Annotated in this window: 19 protein-coding genes; 10 read left to right on the top strand and 9 right to left on the bottom strand. The window is 59.9% G+C overall.

Going from position 1 to position 18,989, the window contains the following annotated elements; translation table 11 throughout:
- Nucleotides 1-529: 529 nt before the first annotated feature.
- A complete protein-coding gene (gbcA, locus tag KUA23_RS27765; RefSeq protein WP_078050486.1) occupies nt 530-1,825 on the bottom strand; it encodes a glycine-betaine demethylase subunit GbcA in 1,296 nt (431 codons plus the stop codon).
- Between the two features lie 280 nt (nt 1,826-2,105).
- Between gbcA and gbcB the strand changes: the two genes are divergently transcribed.
- Nucleotides 2,106-3,206 carry a glycine-betaine demethylase subunit GbcB gene (gene gbcB / locus KUA23_RS27760; protein WP_078050485.1) on the top strand — a complete coding sequence of 367 codons (1,101 nt, stop codon included), beginning with the start codon at nt 2,106-2,108 and terminating at the stop codon, nt 3,204-3,206.
- Nucleotides 3,207-3,356: 150 nt separating this feature from the next.
- Here gbcB and KUA23_RS27755 read toward each other — a convergent pair whose 3' ends face one another.
- A complete protein-coding gene (locus KUA23_RS27755) occupies nt 3,357-3,557 on the bottom strand; it encodes a hypothetical protein (RefSeq protein ID WP_252993155.1) in 201 nt (66 codons plus the stop codon).
- A 176-nt stretch (nt 3,558-3,733) separates the two neighbouring features.
- Nucleotides 3,734-4,774: a threonine aldolase family protein gene (locus KUA23_RS27750; protein WP_078050483.1), complete on the bottom strand. Its 1,041-nt coding sequence runs from the start codon at nt 4,772-4,774 to the stop codon at nt 3,734-3,736.
- A 90-nt stretch (nt 4,775-4,864) separates the two neighbouring features.
- Between KUA23_RS27750 and KUA23_RS27745 the strand changes: the two genes are divergently transcribed.
- The 8 genes from KUA23_RS27745 (at nt 4,865) to fdhA (ending at nt 14,608) form a co-directional block, all read left to right on the top strand.
- Nucleotides 4,865-5,593 carry a TraX family protein gene (locus KUA23_RS27745; RefSeq protein ID WP_252993154.1) on the top strand — a complete coding sequence of 243 codons (729 nt, stop codon included), beginning with the start codon at nt 4,865-4,867 and terminating at the stop codon, nt 5,591-5,593.
- Between the two features lie 137 nt (nt 5,594-5,730).
- On the top strand, nt 5,731-6,984 hold the full coding sequence (glyA, locus tag KUA23_RS27740) for a serine hydroxymethyltransferase (protein WP_078050481.1): 1,254 nt from the start codon (nt 5,731-5,733) through the stop codon (nt 6,982-6,984).
- A gap of 22 nt (nt 6,985-7,006) precedes the next feature.
- Nucleotides 7,007-8,257 (top strand): sarcosine oxidase subunit beta, encoded by a 1,251-nt coding sequence (locus KUA23_RS27735; protein ID WP_010207084.1) that lies wholly within the window; start codon nt 7,007-7,009, stop codon nt 8,255-8,257.
- 15 nt (nt 8,258-8,272) lie between these two features.
- A complete protein-coding gene (locus KUA23_RS27730; protein ID WP_010207083.1) occupies nt 8,273-8,575 on the top strand; it encodes a sarcosine oxidase subunit delta in 303 nt (100 codons plus the stop codon).
- Nucleotides 8,572-11,589 carry a sarcosine oxidase subunit alpha gene (locus KUA23_RS27725; protein WP_078050479.1) on the top strand — a complete coding sequence of 1,006 codons (3,018 nt, stop codon included), beginning with the start codon at nt 8,572-8,574 and terminating at the stop codon, nt 11,587-11,589. The genes KUA23_RS27730 and KUA23_RS27725 overlap by 4 nt, the downstream gene beginning before the upstream one ends.
- A 129-nt stretch (nt 11,590-11,718) precedes the next feature.
- Entirely contained in the window at nt 11,719-12,351 is a 633-nt protein-coding gene (locus KUA23_RS27720; protein WP_078050478.1) for a sarcosine oxidase subunit gamma, read from the top strand.
- A gap of 10 nt (nt 12,352-12,361) precedes the next feature.
- Nucleotides 12,362-13,219: a formyltetrahydrofolate deformylase gene (gene purU / locus KUA23_RS27715; protein WP_099493074.1), complete on the top strand. Its 858-nt coding sequence runs from the start codon at nt 12,362-12,364 to the stop codon at nt 13,217-13,219.
- Nucleotides 13,220-13,408: 189 nt separating this feature from the next.
- Nucleotides 13,409-14,608, top strand: coding sequence for a formaldehyde dehydrogenase, glutathione-independent (fdhA, locus tag KUA23_RS27710; RefSeq protein WP_078050476.1), 1,200 nt, complete (start codon nt 13,409-13,411; stop codon nt 14,606-14,608).
- Nucleotides 14,609-14,654: 46 nt separating this feature from the next.
- Here the strand turns inward: fdhA and KUA23_RS27705 are convergent, their stop codons facing one another.
- The 5 genes from KUA23_RS27705 to KUA23_RS27685 all read right to left on the bottom strand — a co-directional run bounded on the left by KUA23_RS27705 (nt 14,655) and on the right by KUA23_RS27685 (nt 17,224).
- Nucleotides 14,655-15,038, bottom strand: coding sequence for a hypothetical protein (locus KUA23_RS27705; protein WP_078050475.1), 384 nt, complete (start codon nt 15,036-15,038; stop codon nt 14,655-14,657).
- Between the two features lie 158 nt (nt 15,039-15,196).
- Entirely contained in the window at nt 15,197-15,601 is a 405-nt protein-coding gene (locus KUA23_RS27700; RefSeq protein WP_078050474.1) for a DUF3757 domain-containing protein, read from the bottom strand.
- A gap of 53 nt (nt 15,602-15,654) precedes the next feature.
- Complete coding sequence (locus KUA23_RS27695; protein WP_252993153.1) at nt 15,655-16,008, bottom strand: hypothetical protein; 354 nt, start codon at nt 16,006-16,008, stop codon at nt 15,655-15,657.
- 205 nt (nt 16,009-16,213) lie between these two features.
- Nucleotides 16,214-16,369 carry a hypothetical protein gene (locus KUA23_RS27690; RefSeq protein WP_177409486.1) on the bottom strand — a complete coding sequence of 52 codons (156 nt, stop codon included), beginning with the start codon at nt 16,367-16,369 and terminating at the stop codon, nt 16,214-16,216.
- A 396-nt stretch (nt 16,370-16,765) separates the two neighbouring features.
- Nucleotides 16,766-17,224 carry an anti-sigma factor domain-containing protein gene (locus KUA23_RS27685; protein WP_078050472.1) on the bottom strand — a complete coding sequence of 153 codons (459 nt, stop codon included), beginning with the start codon at nt 17,222-17,224 and terminating at the stop codon, nt 16,766-16,768.
- 136 nt (nt 17,225-17,360) lie between these two features.
- Between KUA23_RS27685 and KUA23_RS27680 the strand changes: the two genes are divergently transcribed.
- On the top strand, nt 17,361-17,933 hold the full coding sequence (locus KUA23_RS27680; protein WP_078050471.1) for a DUF2780 domain-containing protein: 573 nt from the start codon (nt 17,361-17,363) through the stop codon (nt 17,931-17,933).
- Here KUA23_RS27680 and yihG read toward each other — a convergent pair.
- Nucleotides 17,930-18,817 (bottom strand): 1-acylglycerol-3-phosphate O-acyltransferase, YihG family, encoded by an 888-nt coding sequence (gene yihG / locus KUA23_RS27675; RefSeq protein ID WP_078050470.1) that lies wholly within the window; start codon nt 18,815-18,817, stop codon nt 17,930-17,932. The two genes, KUA23_RS27680 and yihG, sit on opposite strands and share 4 nt — an antisense overlap.
- Nucleotides 18,818-18,989: the final 172 nt, after the last annotated feature.

Genomic DNA, 18,989 nt, shown 5'->3' with positions numbered 1-18,989 from the left:
GTGCCTGTGCGGTTTACCTGGCGGACTTGCCCCCATACTCTGTTGGCGCTTCTGTGGATAACGTGTTCGCTCTCGGCTGCAGGCCTTATAAATAAAGGCTTTCAAAGGGTTGATTAAAATCTGACCAATTTGGCTTTTTTGCTGATTAAAATTCCTGCAAACCACGATTTATGAAGGTTTGACGTGGTTTTCCACAGCACTGTTTAAGTTGCCCCCAAAGTCTGTTGGTGCTTCTGTGGATAAGGTGTTCGCGTACCGCTACACGCCACGTATTACGGGGCTTTCGATGTGTTGGTTAATAAATGATCAGTGAATGTTCAAACCGGTTCATTTGAATAAGTCACGGATTTTCTTGATTTAATTTCGGGCGGGAGACGTACTTGCCCACAATTGCTGTGGGTGGCTTTGTGGATAAGTTGTTGGGTAAAGGCTGGAGGGCAGGTAAAGACAGGCTTAGCGCGCTATCGATCAATTCTTGAACAACGCACCCCCGTAGGAACCGGCTTGCCGGTTCCTACGGGGGTGGGGGTTATTCGTGAACCGCAACGCCCTTGAGGTACGGCGCGGGGGCGGCACCCAGGTTGCTCAGCATGCGCTCGCTGTACCAGTCCACAAAGTTCACCACGCCAAACTCATAGGTCTTGGAGTACGGGCCAGGCTGGTAGGCGGTGGAGTTGATGCCGCGCTGGTTCTCTTCGGCCAGGCGACGGTCCTGGTCGTTGGTGGCGTCCCACACTTCGCGCATGCGCGCCGGGTCGTAGTCCACGCCTTCCACGGCGTCCTTGTGCACCAGCCACTTGGTGGTGACCATGGTCTCCTGGGCGCTGATCGGCCACACGGTGAACACAATGATGTGGTCGCCCATGCAGTGGTTCCAGGAGTGGGGCAGGTGCAGGATACGCATCGAGCCCAGGTCCGGGTTCTTGATGCGGCCCATGAGTTTGGCGCAGCCCTGCTTGCCGTCCATCGTCATCGACACGGTGCCCTTGAGCAGCGGCATACGCACGATACGGTTACGCAGGCCGAAGCTGGCGTGGGCGTAAGGAATCTTCTCGGCATCCCAGGCGGCGGCGGAGGCGGCGACGTGATCCTTGAAGGCCTGGTCGGCGCGCGGGTCGGTAACGTCGTCCCATTCCAGCAGGGTTTTCAACAATTCCGGGTGCGACGCATTGCAGTGGTAGCACTCGCGGTTGTTTTCCAGCACCAGCTTCCAGTTGGCTTTTTCCATCAAGGTGGTTTGCACCGCCACCTTGGTGTTCTCCATGTCGTACGGTTCCATGTAGTGGTTGAGCGTCGACAGGAAGTCATCGATGGCCGGCGGGTTCTCCGACAGGCTGATGAAGATGTAGCCGCCAGCGGTCTTCACATTCACAGGCTTCAGGCCGTACTGCTTCATGTCGAAGTCGGCGCCCATCTCGGTGCCGGCGAACAGCAGGCGACCGTCCAGCTCGTAGGTCCACTGGTGGTAGTGGCACACGAGTTTGGCGACCTTGCCCTTGTCGCTGGTGCACAAGCGCGAGCCACGGTGGCGGCACACGTTGTGGAAGGCATGCACCACACCTTCGGCGCCACGGATCACGATGATCGGGTTCTTGCCCACTTGCAGGGTCAGGTAGTTGCCCTTGGTGGGGATCTCGCAAGTCATGCCAGCGATCAGCCACTCTTTCTGGAAGATCTCCTGCATGTCGATATCAAACAACCGCTCATCAGAGTAGAACGGCTGTGGCAGCGAAAACGTGCGCTCGCGCTCTTGCAGCATTTGCGCGGTGGCCTTGCGTGCGGGTTCCAGCGGATCGCCCAAGCTTAAGGTTGCGGTGACGTCCATCGTGTGTGTCCTCATGGCCATTCTGTGTGGCCGAGATAAGTGGCTAATCAGGTTTGCAGCAAGGCGTAAAGAAAGCGTCTGTGTTGGGAGCGAGTGTGGGGCCGCTGATGCGCCGAACCTTATCCATGGGCGACATGGCCCAATCTGATCCCGACGCGCAACCCTAGGTCGTTGGGGGCTGGTCGCGATAAGTATGTGAATGTCGCAGATAGGTAAATGGGTGGTTCTTGCGTTACGCAGAATCGCCACCATAAGGCCGATGTCGGCGGTGGAGAACAACATGTCCAGCAATTTCCTGAATCCGGTAACCACCCAGACCTGGGCCAATGGTCGGCACATTGTCCGTTGCGTCAAAGTCATCCAGGAAACCTGGGACGTGCGCACGTTCTGTTTCATGGCCGACCAACCGATCCTGTTCTTTTTCAAGCCGGGGCAGTTCGTCACCCTGGAGCTGGAAATCGACGGCCAGCCGATCATGCGTTCCTACACCATTTCCAGCTCGCCATCGGTGCCCTACAGCTTTTCGGTGACGATCAAGCGCGTGCCGGGTGGCAAAGTCTCGAACTGGCTGCATGACACCCTGCACGAAGGCCAGGAACTGGCGGTGCACGGGCCGGTAGGTCTGTTCAATGCCATCGACTATCCGAGCCCGAAGGTGCTGTACCTCAGCGGCGGCGTCGGCATCACGCCGGTGATGTCCATGGCCCGTTGGTTCTACGACACCAACGCCAACGTCGATATGACGTTTATCCACAGCGCGCGCTCGCCCAAGGACATCATCTACCACCGCGAGCTGGAACACATGGCGTCGCGAATCGACAACTTCAGCCTGCACCTGATTTGCGAGAAACATGGGTTGGGTGAGCCATGGGCCGGCTATCGCGGTTACCTGAACCACAAGATGCTCGAACTGATGGTGCCGGACTTCCTGGAGCGCGAAGTGTTCTGCTGCGGGCCTACGCCGTACATGAACGCGGTGAAGCGCCTGCTCGAAGCGGCCGGTTTCGACATGGCGCGGTATCACGAGGAGTCCTTCGGCGCCACGCCGCCGGAAGCCCGTGCAGACGCGGTGGAGCAGGCCGAACAAGCCGCCGATGCGCCGGAAATCGACTTGGCGGATCTGCATCAGGTGGAATTCATTGCCTCGGGCAAGAGCATTCGCGTGGCACCGGGCGAAACCGTGCATGCCGCTGCTGCGAAGCTTGGACTGCTGATCCCGAAAGCCTGCGGCATGGGCATCTGTGGCACGTGCAAAGTGATGAAGCTGGGCGGGGAGGTCGAGATGGACCACAACGGCGGGATCACCGAGGAAGACGAAGCCGAAGGCTACATCCTGTCGTGCTGCAGTGTGCCGAAGGGTGATGTGCGCATCGAGTTCTGACCAATGATCGTTCCCACGCAGATGAACTGACCCCCAAAGGTTGGACACAACCTTTGGGGGTGTCATGGGTAAGTACACAGAGCGTGGGAACGATCAACAGTCCCGCGTTGCAGGTCATGAGTCTGCGGCGCGGGTCTTAGGCGCTAACGGTTATTGGGCGTAGATATGGACTACAAAGTGATGGCCTGATGCTGTCAATTCATAGGCTTTTTCGTAGATCCTCAATGTCTTTAATGGCTCTCGGATGGTGTCACCGACTTTTGCGTGTTTCCTGAATTCATCCCAATCAATGACGGTGGTGCTGATCGTGCCGTCGCTTTGCAGGGTGTTGCCGTTGTTCTGATATTCCATGATGTAACCCTCTGCTGGATTTCCATTTCCGACCGATCATTCGGCAGGCAGTCAACCCCGAAGTAACGCGTCCGTGTGTTCGGGGTGACGAAATCCTATCCAACGCAGGGGGTAGATAGATACTGTCAGAAATACGTACAAACAGTCTCTGCAACACCGCTGGAAGGCCCGTGGTTTCAGGCCTCCATCACTTTCCGAATATCCGCCGCCAATTCTCTTACACGCTCTTCCTCGGTGTCCCACGCACACATAAAGCGCGCGCCGCCTTTGCCGATGAAGGTGTAGAAGCGCCAGCCCTTGGCGGTCAGCGCCGCAATGGCTGGTTCCGAGAGTTGCAGGAACACACCGTTGGCCTGCACCGGGAACATCAGTTCCACGCCGGGAATATCTGCCACAAGGCTGCTCAGCAGTTGCGCGCAGTGGTTGGCGTGGCGGGCGTGCTTGAGCCAGGCGTCGTTTTCCAGCAGGCCTACCCAAGGGGCAGACAGGAAGCGCATTTTCGAGGCCAGTTGTCCGGCCTGTTTGCAGCGGTAATCGAAGTCTTCGGCGAGCTCGTGATTGAAGAACAGGATCGCTTCGCCCACGGCCATGCCGTTCTTGGTGCCGCCAAAGCACAGCACGTCCACGCCGGCTTTCCAGGTCAGGTCCGCCGGCGAGCAGCCGAGGAATGCACAGGCGTTGGAGAAGCGCGCGCCGTCCATGTGCAGGTTCAGACCCAGCTCTTTGCAGGTCACGCTGATGGCGCGGATTTCTTCCGGGGTGTACACGCTGCCGACTTCGGTGGCTTGGGTGAGCGTGACTACGCGCGGTTTCGGGTAGTGGATGTCCTGGCGCTTGAGGGCGATCTCACGGATCGACTCGGGGGTCAGCTTGCCGTTTTCGGTGCGGGCGGTGAGCAGCTTGGAACCGTTGGAGAAAAACTCCGGCGCGCCGCATTCGTCGGTTTCGACGTGGGCAGTTTCCGAGCAAATCACGCTATGGTAGCTCTGGCACAGCGAAGACAACGCCAGGGAGTTGGCAGCAGTGCCGTTGAAGGCAAAGAACACTTCGCAGTCGGTTTCAAACAGGTTGCGGAAACCGTCGGCGGCGCGGTGGGTCCATTCATCATCGCCATAGGCGCGTTGATGGCCCTGGTTGGCTTGTTCCATGGCGGCCCAGGCTTCCGGGCAGATGCCGGAATAGTTGTCACTGGCGAATTGTTGGCTCTTGTCGGTCATGGCCCATTCCTGTGGTCGATGTTGGTGCGCACTGTAACCAAGATTGTTGCGGGTGCGCACGCACTGTAAATGCAAAGTCACTGGGGAATTATGCACGGTACTCAAACGATTCCTGTCGGACGCGTCCGTGATGGCGCTCTGGATCTGCTCAAGTGGCTGGCGCTGTTGAGCATGGTGTTGGACCACCTGCGGTATGTCGGTTTGAGCCTGGATGGCCTGTATGTGCCGGGGCGCCTGGCGTTTCCGTGGTTTTGCCTGGCGATTGCGGCGAACCTGCATCGGGCGAGAAACTCACCTGTCACCGGCCAGTGGCGGTATCTGGGCTGGCTGTTACTGTTCAGCGTAATCAGCGAAGTGCCGTACCGACTTTTTATCGATGATGCCGATACATTGAACGTATTGCCGACGCTGGCGTTGGGCTTGCTTATTGCCCGAGGATGGCAGCAGAAAGTACTTTTTGATCGCGGATTGGCGCTGATCGCGGCCACGATTGCAGCGGTGTTCTCCACGCAGTTGATGTTCGGTTTTTTCGGTGTATTGCTGCCACTGGCGATGCTGCTGGTGTTCCGTCGTCCCTGGTATTTCAGCGTATTGCCGGGCGTGGTCTGCGTCGCGGCCAATCAATGGCAGGTTCTGCTCGCTAGTGGCTCCCCTGTCGCGTTGGCGGGATTGGCCACTTGTCTGATTGCGCCAACACTCGGCCTGGTCCTGTTGCGACATGTCAAAAATGCCTCCCCGCCGCCTATGCGCCGCTGGGCGTATGCCCTCTATCCCGCGCATTTCCTGCTGCTGCTGGCCTTGCGCCACAGCCTTGCCTGAGTCGCAGAATTCATTCCATGTCGTAAACGCACCTTTGCGTGGCGTCCGTAGGCATTTGACCTGTCTGCGCCAGCCCTACCATCGCATCAAAGGGCCCTGCACGGGCCTCAACAATACGAAAGGCTGGGAGAGACGCGATGTTCAGCAAAAAAGACCAGATCCAGGGATATGACGACGCACTGCTGGCGGCCATGAATGCCGAAGAGCAGCGTCAGGAAGATCATATCGAGCTGATCGCGTCAGAGAACTACACCAGCAAACGCGTGATGGAAGCCCAGGGCAGCGGCCTCACCAACAAATACGCCGAAGGCTACCCGGGCAAGCGCTACTACGGTGGCTGCGAGCACGTGGACAAGGTCGAAGCCCTGGCCATCGAACGCGCCAAGCAATTGTTCGGCGCCGATTACGCCAACGTGCAGCCGCACTCCGGTTCTTCCGCCAACAGCGCGGTGTACCTGGCCCTGTTGAACGCCGGTGACACCATCCTCGGCATGAGCCTGGCCCACGGCGGCCACCTGACCCACGGCGCCAAGGTGTCGTCCTCGGGCAAGCTGTACAACGCCGTGCAGTACGGCATCAACACCGACACCGGCCTGATCGACTACGACGAAGTCGAACGCCTGGCGGTGGAACACAAACCTAAAATGGTCGTGGCCGGTTTTTCCGCCTACTCCAAGACCCTGGATTTCCCACGCTTTCGCGCCATCGCCGACAAGGTCGGTGCGCTGCTGTTCGTCGACATGGCCCACGTCGCCGGCCTGGTCGCCGCCGGCCTGTACCCGAACCCGCTGCCGTACGCCGATGTGGTCACCACCACCACCCACAAGACCCTGCGCGGTCCCCGTGGCGGCCTGATCCTGGCCAAGGCCAACGAAGAAATCGAGAAGAAACTCAACGCTGCTGTATTCCCCGGCGCCCAGGGTGGCCCGTTGATGCACGTGATCGCCGGCAAGGCCGTGTGCTTCAAGGAAGCCCAGGAACCTGGCTTCAAGGTCTACCAGCAACAAGTGATCGACAACGCCCAGGCCATGGCCAGCGTGTTTATCAAACGCGGCTACGATGTTGTGTCCGGCGGCACCGACAACCACCTGTTCCTGGTCAGCCTGATCCGTCAGGGCCTCACCGGCAAAGAGGCGGACGCCGCCCTCGGCCGCGCCCACATCACCGTCAACAAGAACGCCGTGCCGAATGACCCGCAGTCGCCCTTCGTGACCTCGGGCCTGCGCATCGGCACTCCGGCGGTGACCACGCGTGGTTTCAAAGTGCCGCAGTGCATCGAACTGGCCGGCTGGATCTGCGACATCCTCGACAACCTCGGCGACGCCGACGTCGAGGCCAACGTGGCCAAGCACGTGTCTGCCCTGTGCGCTGATTTCCCGGTTTATCGCTGAGCGCGGTTTTGGAGTAATGACTATGCAACGCTACTCGGGCTTCGGCCTCTTCAAGCACTCACTCAGCCACCACGAAAACTGGCAGAAGATGTGGCGCACGCCGACCCCTAAAAAGGTCTACGACGTGGTCATCGTCGGTGGCGGCGGGCATGGTCTGGCGACCGCCTACTACCTGGCCAAGGAACACGGCATCACCAACGTGGCCGTGGTCGAGAAAGGCTGGCTGGGCGGCGGTAACACCGCGCGCAACACCACCATCGTGCGTTCCAACTACCTGTGGGACGAGTCGGCGCACCTGTACGAACACGCGATGAAACTGTGGGAAGGCCTGTCCCAGGACCTGAACTACAACGTGATGTTCTCCCAGCGTGGCGTGTACAACCTGTGCCACACCCTGCAAGACATCCGTGATTCCGAGCGCCGCGTTAGCGCAAACCGCCTCAATGGCGTGGACGGCGAACTGCTCAACGCCAAGCAAGTGGCCGACGAGATCCCGTACCTCGATTGCTCCAAGAACACCCGCTACCCGGTGCTCGGCGCCACCGTGCAACGTCGCGGCGGCGTGGCCCGTCACGATGCCGTGGCCTGGGGCTTTGCGCGTGCCGCCGACGCCCTCGGCGTGGATTTGATCCAGCAGACCGAAGTGATCGGCTTTCGCAAGGAAAACGGTGTGTGCATCGGCGTGGAAACCAACAAGGGCTTTATCGGCGCCAAGCGCGTCGGTGTGGTGACCGCCGGTAACTCCGGGCACATGGCTTCTCTCGCCGGGTTCCGCCTGCCGATCGAATCCCACCCGCTGCAAGCGTTGGTGTCGGAGCCGATCAAGCCGATTATCGACAGCGTGATCATGTCCAACGCCGTGCACGGCTACATCAGCCAGTCCGACAAGGGCGACCTGGTGATCGGCGCGGGTATTGACGGCTACAACGGCTACGGCCAGCGCGGCTCGTACCCGGTGATCGAACACACCATCCAGGCCATCGTCGAGATGTTCCCGGTGCTGTCCCGCGTGCGCATGAACCGCCAGTGGGGCGGTATCGTCGACACCACGCCGGATGCCTGCCCGATCATCTCCAAGACCCCCGTGCCGAACATGTTCTTCAACTGCGGTTGGGGCACCGGTGGCTTCAAGGCCACGCCGGGCTCAGGCAACGTGTTTGCCGCCAGCCTGGCCAAGGGTGAAATGCACCCGTTGGCGGCACCTTTTTCCATCGACCGTTTCCACAACGGTGCGTTGATCGACGAACACGGCGCTGCGGCCGTCGCCCACTAACAGGAGAAATTCCCTATGTTGCATATCTTCTGTCCTCACTGTGGCGAACTGCGCTCCGAAGAGGAATTCCACGCCTCCGGCCAAGCGCACATCCCGCGCCCGCTGGACCCGAATGCCTGCACCGATGAAGAGTGGGGCGACTACATGTTCTTCCGCGACAACCCCCGCGGGCTGCACCACGAACTGTGGATTCACGCCGCCGGTTGCCGCCAGTACTTCAACGCGACCCGCGACACCCTGACCTACGAAATTCTTGAAACCTACAAGATCGGTGAGAAGCCACAATTCACCGCCAAGGCCTCTGGAGAGAAGGTATGAGCCAGACCAATCGCCTGTCCAACGGTGGCCGGATCGACCGTAATAAAGTCCTGACGTTTACCTTCAACGGCCAGAGCTACAAAGGCTTTGAAGGCGACACACTGGCCGCAGCCCTGCTGGCCAACGGCGTCGACATCATCGGCCGCAGCTTCAAGTACTCGCGCCCTCGCGGCATCTTCGCTGCGGGCGCCGAAGAGCCGAACGCGGTGCTGCAGATCGGCGCCACCGAGGCCACCCAGATTCCCAACGTGCGCGCCACGCAACAGGCGCTGTACCAAGGCCTGGTCGCCACCAGCACCAACGGCTGGCCGAACGTCAACACTGACGTGATGGGCATCCTCGGCAAGGTCGGCGGCAAGCTGATGCCGCCGGGGTTCTACTACAAAACCTTCATGTACCCGCAATCGTTCTGGATGACTTACGAGAAGTACATCCGTAAGGCAGCAGGTCTTGGCCGCTCGCCGACCGAGAACGACCCGGACACCTACGACAACTTCAACCGTCACTGTGACGTGCTGGTCGTCGGCGCCGGCCCTGCGGGCTTGGCTGCCGCACTGGCCGCCGCCCGCAGCGGTGCCCGTGTGATCCTCGCTGACGAGCAGGAAGAGTTTGGCGGTTCGCTGCTGGACTCGCGCGAAAGCCTCGACGGCAAGCCAGCCGCTGAATGGGTTGCCAGCGTCATTGCTGAATTGAAAGCCCTGCCGGACGTGGTGCTGCTGCCCCGCGCCACCGTCAACGGCTACCACGACCATAACTTCCTGACCATTCACGAACGCCTCACCGACCACCTCGGTGACCGTGCGCCGATTGGTGTGGTGCGCCAACGTATCCATCGTGTGCGCGCCAAGCGCGTGGTGCTGGCGACCGGTGCGTGTGAGCGCCCGCTGGTGTACGGCAACAACGACGTGCCGGGCAACATGCTGGCCGGTGCGGTTTCTACCTACGTGCGTCGCTATGGCGTGGCGCCGGGCAAGAAATTGGTGCTGTCGACCAACAACGATCACGCCTACCGCGTTGCGCTGGACTGGCTCGACGCCGGCCTGCAAGTGGTGGCCGTGGCTGATGTACGCCACAACCCACGCGGCGCACTGGTTGAAGAAGCCCGCGCCAAAGGTATTCGAATCCTCACCGGCAGCGCTGTGATCGAGGCCCGTGGCAGCAAGCACGTCACCGCCGCACGCGTCGCTGCGATTGATGTGAAAGCGCACAAAGTCACCAGCCCAGGCGAGTGGCTGGATTGCGATCTGGTCGCCAGCTCTGGCGGCTACAGCCCAGTGGTCCACCTGGCTTCGCACTTGGGCGGCAAGCCGACCTGGCGTGAAGACATCCTCGGTTTTGTGCCCGGTGAAGCCCCGCAGAAACGCGTGTGCGTCGGCGGTATCAACGGCGTCTATGGCCTTGGCGATTCCCTGGCGGACGGTTTTGAAGGCGGCGTGCGCGCGGCCAGCGAAGCCGGTTTTGCCCCGGTGGAAGGCACCTTGCCGAAAGCCCTGAGCCGCTTGGAAGAGCCGACGTTGGCGATCTACCAAGTGCCGCACGACAAGCCAACCGCACGGGCACCGAAGCAATTTGTCGACCTGCAAAACGACGTGACCGCCGCCGCCATCGAACTGGCGACCCGCGAAGGTTTCGAGTCGGTCGAGCACGTCAAACGCTACACCGCGTTGGGTTTCGGCACCGACCAGGGCAAGTTGGGCAACGTCAACGGCCTGGCGATTGCCGCTCGTTCGCTGAACGTGACCATCCCGCAGATGGGCACCACCATGTTCCGTCCCAACTACACGCCGGTGACCTTCGGCGCGGTAGCGGGTCGTCACTGTGGGCACATCTTCGAACCGGTGCGCTACACCGCGCTGCACGCCTGGCACGTGAAGAACGGCGCCGAGTTTGAAGACGTCGGCCAGTGGAAACGCCCTTGGTACTTCCCACGCAACGGTGAAGACCTGCACGCCGCCGTCAAACGCGAATGCCTGGCCGTGCGTGACAGCGTCGGCCTGTTGGACGCGTCGACCCTCGGCAAGATCGACATCCAGGGCCCGGACGCGCGCGAATTCCTCAACCGCATCTACACCAACGCCTGGACCAAGCTCGATGTGGGCAAGGCGCGCTACGGCCTGATGTGCAAGGAAGACGGCATGGTCTTCGATGACGGCGTGACCGCCTGTCTCGCCGACAACCACTTCCTAATGACCACCACCACCGGCGGCGCTGCCCGTGTGCTGCAATGGCTGGAAATCTACCAACAGACCGAATGGCCAGACCTCAAGGTGTACTTCACCTCGGTCACCGACCACTGGGCGACCATGACCCTGTCCGGCCCCAACAGCCGCAAGCTGCTGGCGGAAGTCACCGATATCGACCTGGACAAGGACGGCTTCCCGTTCATGACCTGGAAGGAAGGTTTGGTCGGCGGCGTACCGGCCCGTGTGTTCCGTATCTCGTTTACCGGCGAGCTGTCGTACGAAGTCAACGTGCAGGCCGACTACGCCATGGGCGTGCTGGAACAAATCGTCGCGGCCGGCCAAAAGTACAACCTGACCCCGTACGGCACCGAAACCATGCACGTGCTGCGGGCCGAGAAGGGCTTCATCATCGTCGGCCAGGACACCGACGGGTCGATGACCCCGGACGACCTGAACATGGGCTGGTGCGTCGGCCGCACCAAGCCGTTCTCGTGGATCGGCTGGCGCGGCATGAACCGTGAAGACTGCGTGCGCGAAGAGCGCAAGCAACTGGTGGGCCTCAAGCCGGTCGATCCGAAAGTATGGCTGCCGGAAGGCGCGCAGTTGGTGTTCGATCCGAAGCAGTCGATCCCGATGAAGATGGTCGGCCACGTGACATCGAGCTATGCGCATAACTCCCTGGGTTATTCGTTTGCGATGGCGGTGGTGAAGGGTGGCTTGAAGCGCATCGGCGAGCGGGTGTTCTCACCGCAAGCGGATGGCAGCGTGATCGAGGCGGAGATTGTGTCCTCGGTGTTCTTCGACCCCAAAGGCGATCGCCAGAACATCTGACAGACCGAGGTGCCTGCATCGCAGGCAAGCCAGCTCCCACATTTGAATCTATTCACAATTCAAAAATGTGGGAGGGACTTGCCCCCGATGAGGCCAGAACAGACACCACAGCATTCAAACAGGTGCTTTATGACAGCAGCCAATGTTTACCAACAACGCCCCACCACCGGCGCCAAGGCCGAGTCGTCGCTGCACCATGCCGACCTCGCAAGCCTGGTCGGCAAGGGCCGCAAGAACGCCGGCGTGACCGTGCGTGAAAAGAAACTCCTGGGCCACCTGACCATTCGTGGCGATGGCCACGATGCAGCCTTCGCTGCGGGCGTGCACAAGGCCCTGGGCATCGAATTGCCCGGCGCCTTGCAAGTGATCGTCAAGGGTGAAACCAGCCTGCAGTGGCTCGGCCCGGATGAGTGGTTGCTGATCGTGCCAAGCGGTGAAGAATTCGCCGCTGAGCAAAACCTGCGTGCCGCGTTGGGTGAGTTGCATATCCAGGTCGTCAACGTCAGCGGCGGCCAGCAGATCCTTGAGCTCAGCGGCCCGAATGTGCGCGATGTGCTGATGAAATCCACCAGCTACGACGTGCACCCCAACAACTTCCCGGTGGGCAAGGCGGTGGGCACGGTGTTCGCCAAGTCGCAACTGGTGATCCGCCACACGGCTGAAGACACTTGGGAGCTGGTGATTCGTCGCAGCTTCTCGGACTACTGGTGGTTGTGGCTGCAGGATGCATCCGCCGAATTCGGCCTGAGCGTTCAAGCCTGAGGAATACCCCATGAGCCGCGCACCTGATACATGGATTTTGACCGCCGACTGCCCCAGCGTGCTCGGCACGGTGGACGCGGTCACCCGCTACCTGTTCGAGCAGGGCTGCTACGTTACCGAGCACCACTCGTTCGATGACCGGCTTTCGGGCCGGTTTTTCATCCGCGTGGAGTTCCGCCAACCCGAGGGTTTTGACGAGCAGGCCTTCCGCGATGGCCTGGCCACCCGTGGCGAGGCCTTCGGCATGATCTTCGAACTCACCGCGCCAAACTACCGGCCAAAAGTGGTGATCATGGTCTCCAAGGCCGATCACTGCCTGAACGACCTGCTGTATCGCCAGCGTATCGGCCAACTGTCGATGGACGTGGTCGCGGTGGTGTCCAACCACCCCGATTTGAAACCTTTGGCCGACTGGCACCAAATTCCCTACTACCATTTCCCCCTCGACCCCAACGACAAACCGTCCCAGGAGCGTCAGGTGTGGCAAGTGGTGGAAGACACCGGCGCGGAATTGGTGATCCTTGCGCGCTACATGCAAGTGCTGTCGCCGGAGCTGTGCCGCAAGCTGGATGGCAAGGCCATCAACATTCACCACTCGTTGCTGCCGGGGTTCAAGGGCGCCAAGCCGTATCACCAGGCGTACAACAAGGGCGTGAAGTTGGTGGGGGCCACAGCGCATTACATCAACAACGATCTGGATGAAGGCCCGATCATTGCCCAGGGTGTGGAGGTGGTGGATCACAGTCATTACCCCGAGGATTTGATCGCCAAGGGGCGCGATATCGAAGGGCTGACGTTGGCCCGGGCCGTTGGGTATCACATTGAGCGGCGGGTGTTTTTGAACGCCAATCGCACGGTCGTTCTTTAGATCGCTATCGCAGGCAAGCCAGCTCCCACATTTTTGAATGTGTTCATAGATCAAAATGTGGGAGCCGGGCTTGCCCGCGATGAGGCCCTTACAAACAACGCAAAAACAGCATCTGTAACCCGAGCACTTAACGCGCTGCCCACCCAAACGGGCAACGCGGTTCCATAAAAACAACAGCGAGGTGAAAGCATGTCTGGTAATCGTGGTGTCGTGTATCTCGGCAACGGCAAGGTCGAAGTACAGAAAATCGACTATCCCAAAATGCAGGACCCCCGTGGCAGGAAGATTGAGCACGGCGTCATCCTGCGCGTGGTCTCCACCAACATCTGCGGCTCCGACCAACACATGGTGCGTGGCCGCACCACTGCCCAGACCGGCCTGGTGCTCGGTCATGAAATCACCGGTGAAGTGATCGAGAAGGGCAGCGACGTCGAAAACCTGAAGATCGGCGACCTGGTTTCCGTACCCTTCAACGTGGCGTGCGGCCGCTGCCGTTCCTGCAAGGAGCAGCACACCGGCGTATGCCTCACCGTCAACCCGGCCCGTGCCGGTGGCGCCTACGGCTACGTCGACATGGGCGACTGGACCGGTGGTCAGGCCGAGTACGTGCTGGTGCCGTACGCCGACTTCAACCTGCTCAAACTGCCGGACCGCGACAAGGCCATGGAGAAAATCCGCGACCTGACCTGCCTCTCCGACATTCTCCCCACCGGCTACCACGGCGCCGTCACTGCCGGCGTTGGCCCAGGCAGCACGGTTTATATCGCCGGTGCCGGCCCTGTGGGCTTGGCGGCGGCGGCATCGGCGCGCCTGTTGGGTGCGGCAGTGGTGATCATCGGTGACGTCAACCCGATCCGCCTGGCCCACGCCAAGGCCCAGGGCTTCGAGATTGCCGACCTGTCCCAGGACACCCCGCTGCACGAACAGATCGCCGCACTGCTGGGTGAGCCGGAAGTGGACTGCGCCGTCGATGCCGTGGGCTTCGAAGCCCGTGGTCATGGTCATGAAGGCGTCAAGGCGGAAGCCCCGGCCACCGTGCTCAACTCCCTGATGGGCGTGGTGCGCGTGGCGGGCAAGATCGGTATCCCTGGCCTGTACGTCACCGAAGATCCGGGTGCTGTGGACGCTGCGGCAAAAATGGGCAGCCTGAGCATCCGCTTCGGCCTGGGCTGGGCCAAGTCCCACAGCTTCCACACCGGCCAGACCCCGGTGATGAAGTACAACCGCGCGTTGATGCAGGCGATCATGTGGGACCGTATCAACATTGCCGAGATCGTCGGTGTGCAGGTGATCAGCCTGGACGACGCGCCGCGTGGGTATGGCGAGTTCGATGCGGGTGTGCCGAAGAAGTTTGTGATTGATCCGCATAAGTTGTTCAGTGCGGCATAAAGAGCAGGGCAAATAATAAGGGCGACCCCAGGGTCGCCCTTATTATTTATTGTGAGTTGAGCCGCAGGTAGGGAGTGGCTGTTACACCCTCTTCAACGACAGTCTTTCCGCCATAGTCACAACGTAGCCTTCCCTCTGTCTGGGTGATGGTCTCTGCCTTGAGTGCGTACCTGGGGGCTAGATAATCGTCATCTGTTCCGGCTGTCTGGCCCTTCCATGTCCTGCCCCTGGTGTGGGCCGAGTATTCATAGCCTTCGCCGTAGGGCGGTGGCAGGTCAGGGTCCGTGTAGGGTTTGGAGTGGATGTCGCTGACGGCTGGGCATTGGCCGATGTCGATGGCCTGGCCCGATGAGGCCTGGTGTGGCCTGCGAAAATCGAGAAGGTTGAGTGCGGTAGCGGCAGCGAAAATATTGGGTATCAATCCGATCATGTCGTCACAGTTCCTTTGTTTGTGGCTGAACCTTCGCGTCGAAAATCGTGAGAAGGCTGCCTTGGGTGGGCCGTGCCGGGCCCACAGTTCCGCAAGAACGTCGACGGCTGGCTGAGGATTTGTGAACGTGAACGGTCGGAATGATTCGGGTGACGTTTTTACTGATGCGTAAATGAGCACTTGGAAATTGCCAGTGCTTCGCAATACGTGCCTTTCCACTCGCCAATAGGAGGGATAAGGTTCCAGGCAGACACAGGTTTGAGCGCGACCGAAAAGCTCGCGTCGTTATTCATGGGGCCCTTATAGGTGCAGGTGACGGTTTTGTTGTTTGCATCGTACCGGGCATCGTGAAAGGTCGAATCATTCAAGTACGAAGCGGCAGCCAACGGGTTTTCACCTATCCAGGCCCGTCCATCAGGTTGTGACGCCTCATAGCGGTAACCGCCATTGATCATCTCCGTTTGTTTGATGGCTTGGATCGAGGGACAGGTGGAGGTCGCTGCACCGACAGTGTTCACCAGGGCCATCGTGGCCAACATACCTGCAAGTAGTGAGCTTCTCATTACCCGCCTCCTGTGGGTTGCGGGAAGGGCGACCGCAAAGTCGCCCTTATTAATTATTGCGTTGCTGTGAGTCTTAGATAAGGAACTGCAGTTTCACCATTTTCTATCAGCGTTTTGCCGCCGTAGTCACAGCGCAGCTTTCCATTCACTACATTGATCGTCTCTGCTTCGAGTTCATATTTACGTTCCAGGTAATCATGTTTAGTGTTACCTGTTTGGCCCGTCCACTCCCTACCACCGCTCTCGGCGGTGTATTTGAAACCGTCGACCCTATTACCTTGGATGGTTTCTTGGAATGCTTCAGATTTAATGGTGCTAGGTGCCGGGCAGTCCTTGATATCAGCTGCATGAGCGCCCCCGGCCAATACACAAGCAGCCAGCATTCCTACGGCGAATTGATAATTCATATCTGATCCTTAATTGAATTGTGAGGTGACGTCTGAATGCTAAGACGGTTTGCTAGCGTGGGGTACTGTTAGAAATGACAGTAATTTATAATTATTCGATATGAAAAATTCGTTTTATATGGAAGTCGGTATATTTGAAGCTGCCAGAAATTGCATAGGCAGGTACAGAAAGGGCGACAGGGCATCGCCCTTTTTGCGGCAATTTTTAAGCCTGCAATCGCCGGCTGATGACATCGAGCAAATCGCAGCCGTCGCACAGCGCAATGGCGCATAGCAGGTCGAAGTCCTGGGGGACGAGGGTGTCGGTGTGCAGGGATGGGGTGGCGCTGTCGTGGCCGGTGAGCGGCATGTATCGGTTCATGTTTTGAACCCATTCAAGTAGAGGTGGGCTACACACATATTTGTCGCCAAACGAATTGGGTGGCAGCTGTACGCAGGTTGGCGAACCGGGAATGGAACCGGCAGACCCGAAGGTCTCCCGCGCACAGCCACCATGAAAGCGGATATTGCGGACGCAAAAGGGCCTGCAACAAAGCAGAAGCTTTTGCACCATTCACCGGGTCGCCAAACCCGTGTCGCCATGTGGACGACGGCCGAACTATAAAGCGCCATCCCTTGCCACGAGCAAGTCACCCAGGCACTGAATATCAATGTGGGAGGGGGCTCCGATGGCGGTGGCTCAGTCAGTAAAGTTGTGACTGAACTACAGCTATCGGGAGCAAGCCCCCTCCCACATGGGTTTGTGGTGTTTGGGGGATCAGCGTGTGGCCAGTGCGCCTTGGTAGACGGTCGGCCCCGTCGGCTGTTTGCTGATGGAACCACCCTTGGTCTCCGAACTCACCATCAGCTCCACCGGCTTGCTGATGCTTTCCTGCTGGCGGGGGTTGAGTCCGATGATGCCTTTGCCATCCTCCGGCAATAGCCCAAGCGACACCGGTGCGCTGCCGTCGGGCATGGCCCACAGTTCCAGGCTGCGATCCGGCTCAACTGCTGCCGTGGCGATCGGCTCTACTTCGAGGTAATCGTTGTGCGCCATAATCTGCGCCGCGGGTTGCTGGGCGGTGGTCACCAGGGTGGCGGCGGAATTGACGTTGTCCTGGGTGTAGAACGCGCCGCCGAGGCCGGCGACGATGGCCACGCAGACGCCGATGAACACGCGTGGACGGTTCCAGAAAGGCGGTTTTTGTTCAATTACTTGGGGACGGGTGGCGCTCATATGGCTGTTCCTGGCAAGTCTTGAAGTCATTTCATGGACTCTGATATGCCGATTGGGTTCCTCGGCCGACCCGGAACAATGTGCCGGATCCCCAGTCAAACGCCTGCTTTCACCCCTACACCCAGAGGTTGTTTCGATGAAGATTTCACGCGGTTTCGCCCTTTCCTGCCTGATGACCCTGGCGGCCGGCCCGGTGTTCGCCGCAGGGTTCAGCCTTGGCGACGCGGCCAACGCCATTTCCGGTATGCAGGGTGGCAACAACAAGGCCGCTGCAGCCGCACCGTCGTCCGAGACGGCCGGGTTGTTGAGCGCCCTGACCTCGCAACTGAATATCACGCCCGAACAAGCGGTGGGCGGTACGGGCGCCATGCTGGGCCTGGCCAAGAACAAACTGAGCGGCAACGACTATTCGCAGCTGGGCAATAGCGTGCCGGGGCTCGACCAGCTGTCGGGCAACAATGCGTTGGGTAGCCTCGGGGCCTTGAGCGGGATGCTCGGCCAGACCGGCGGCAGCAAGACCAGCGGCCTCGACGGCCTGCTGGGCAATGTGAAGAACACCAACGACCTGAACACCGCGTTCAGCGCCTTGGGCATGGACAGTGGCATGGTCGGCCAGTTTGCCCCGGTGATCCTGCAATACCTGGGCGGCCAGGGTGCCAGCAGCTCGGTGCTGGGCAAGCTGGCCCAGGCCTGGGGCACCGGCAGTTAAGGACGCTCCGCGCGCAGTTGTTCGATGCGCGCGTCCTTCTCCGTCCAGAGCTGGTTGACCCAGTTCTGGACGGTCTGGCGAAATGCCGGATCGTTCTCGTAATCCCCTTGCCACAACGCGGGGTCCAGCTCGCGGGTACGGATATCAATGATCACCGTCGGTACCGATCCGCAGATCAAATCCCAGAACCCCGGAATCCTGTCTTGCGGGTAGACCACCGTCACGTCGAGCACCGCGTCCAGTTGTTCACCCATCGCCGCCAGCACGAATGCCACGCCACCGGCCTTGGGCTTGAGCAGGCGCGTGAACGGTGAGTCCTGCTGCTTGCGTTTACCTTCGGTGAACCGCGTACCCTCCAGGTAATTGACCACCGTCACCGGCTGGCGCTTGAACAGCTCGCAGGCCTCTTTGGTGATCTTCAAATCCTGCCCCGCCAGTTCCGGGTGCTTGGCCAGGAACGCCTTGGTGTAGCGCTTCATGAACGGGTAATCCAGCGCCCACCACGCCAGGCCCAGGAAGGGCACCCAGATCAGCTCTTTTTTCAGGAAGAATTTGAAGAACGGCGTGCGCCGGTTGAGGGCCTGGATCAGCGCCGGGATATCCACCCAGGATTGGTGGTTGCTGATCACCAGGTAGCTGGTGTCACCGCGCAAATCGTCGCCGCCGCGAATATCCCAGCGGGTGGGGATGCACAGCGAGAAAATCAGCTTGTCGATCTCGGCCCAGGTCTCGGCGATCCACATCACCGCCCACGACATGTAGTCACGCAAGCGACCGGGGGCAACCAGCTTGAGCAGGGCAAACACCATCAACGGGCCGAACAGCACCAGGGTGTTGAGCAATAGCAGCAGTGTGACGAAACAGCCGGTGAGCAGGCGGCGCATAAGTAACTCTTGGAGTCCTGTGGGCGGGCCATGATAAGAGAGGTGAGTCTAGAGGCCAAATCCGAATTCGCCGGACGAATGTTTCACAATGTGCCGGTTATGCTGGAGCGAGCTAACTAAGTGCTGCCTTTGCGGTCTAGAATCCGCCTACTTCTTTCCGAGGAAATCACTT

Source organism: Pseudomonas pergaminensis (assembly GCF_024112395.2).
In the GTDB taxonomy this organism is placed as follows: domain Bacteria; phylum Pseudomonadota; class Gammaproteobacteria; order Pseudomonadales; family Pseudomonadaceae; genus Aquipseudomonas; species Aquipseudomonas pergaminensis.
The sequence above is the reverse complement of the archived record's forward strand: the minus strand, read 5'-3'. Positions and strand labels throughout refer to the sequence as shown.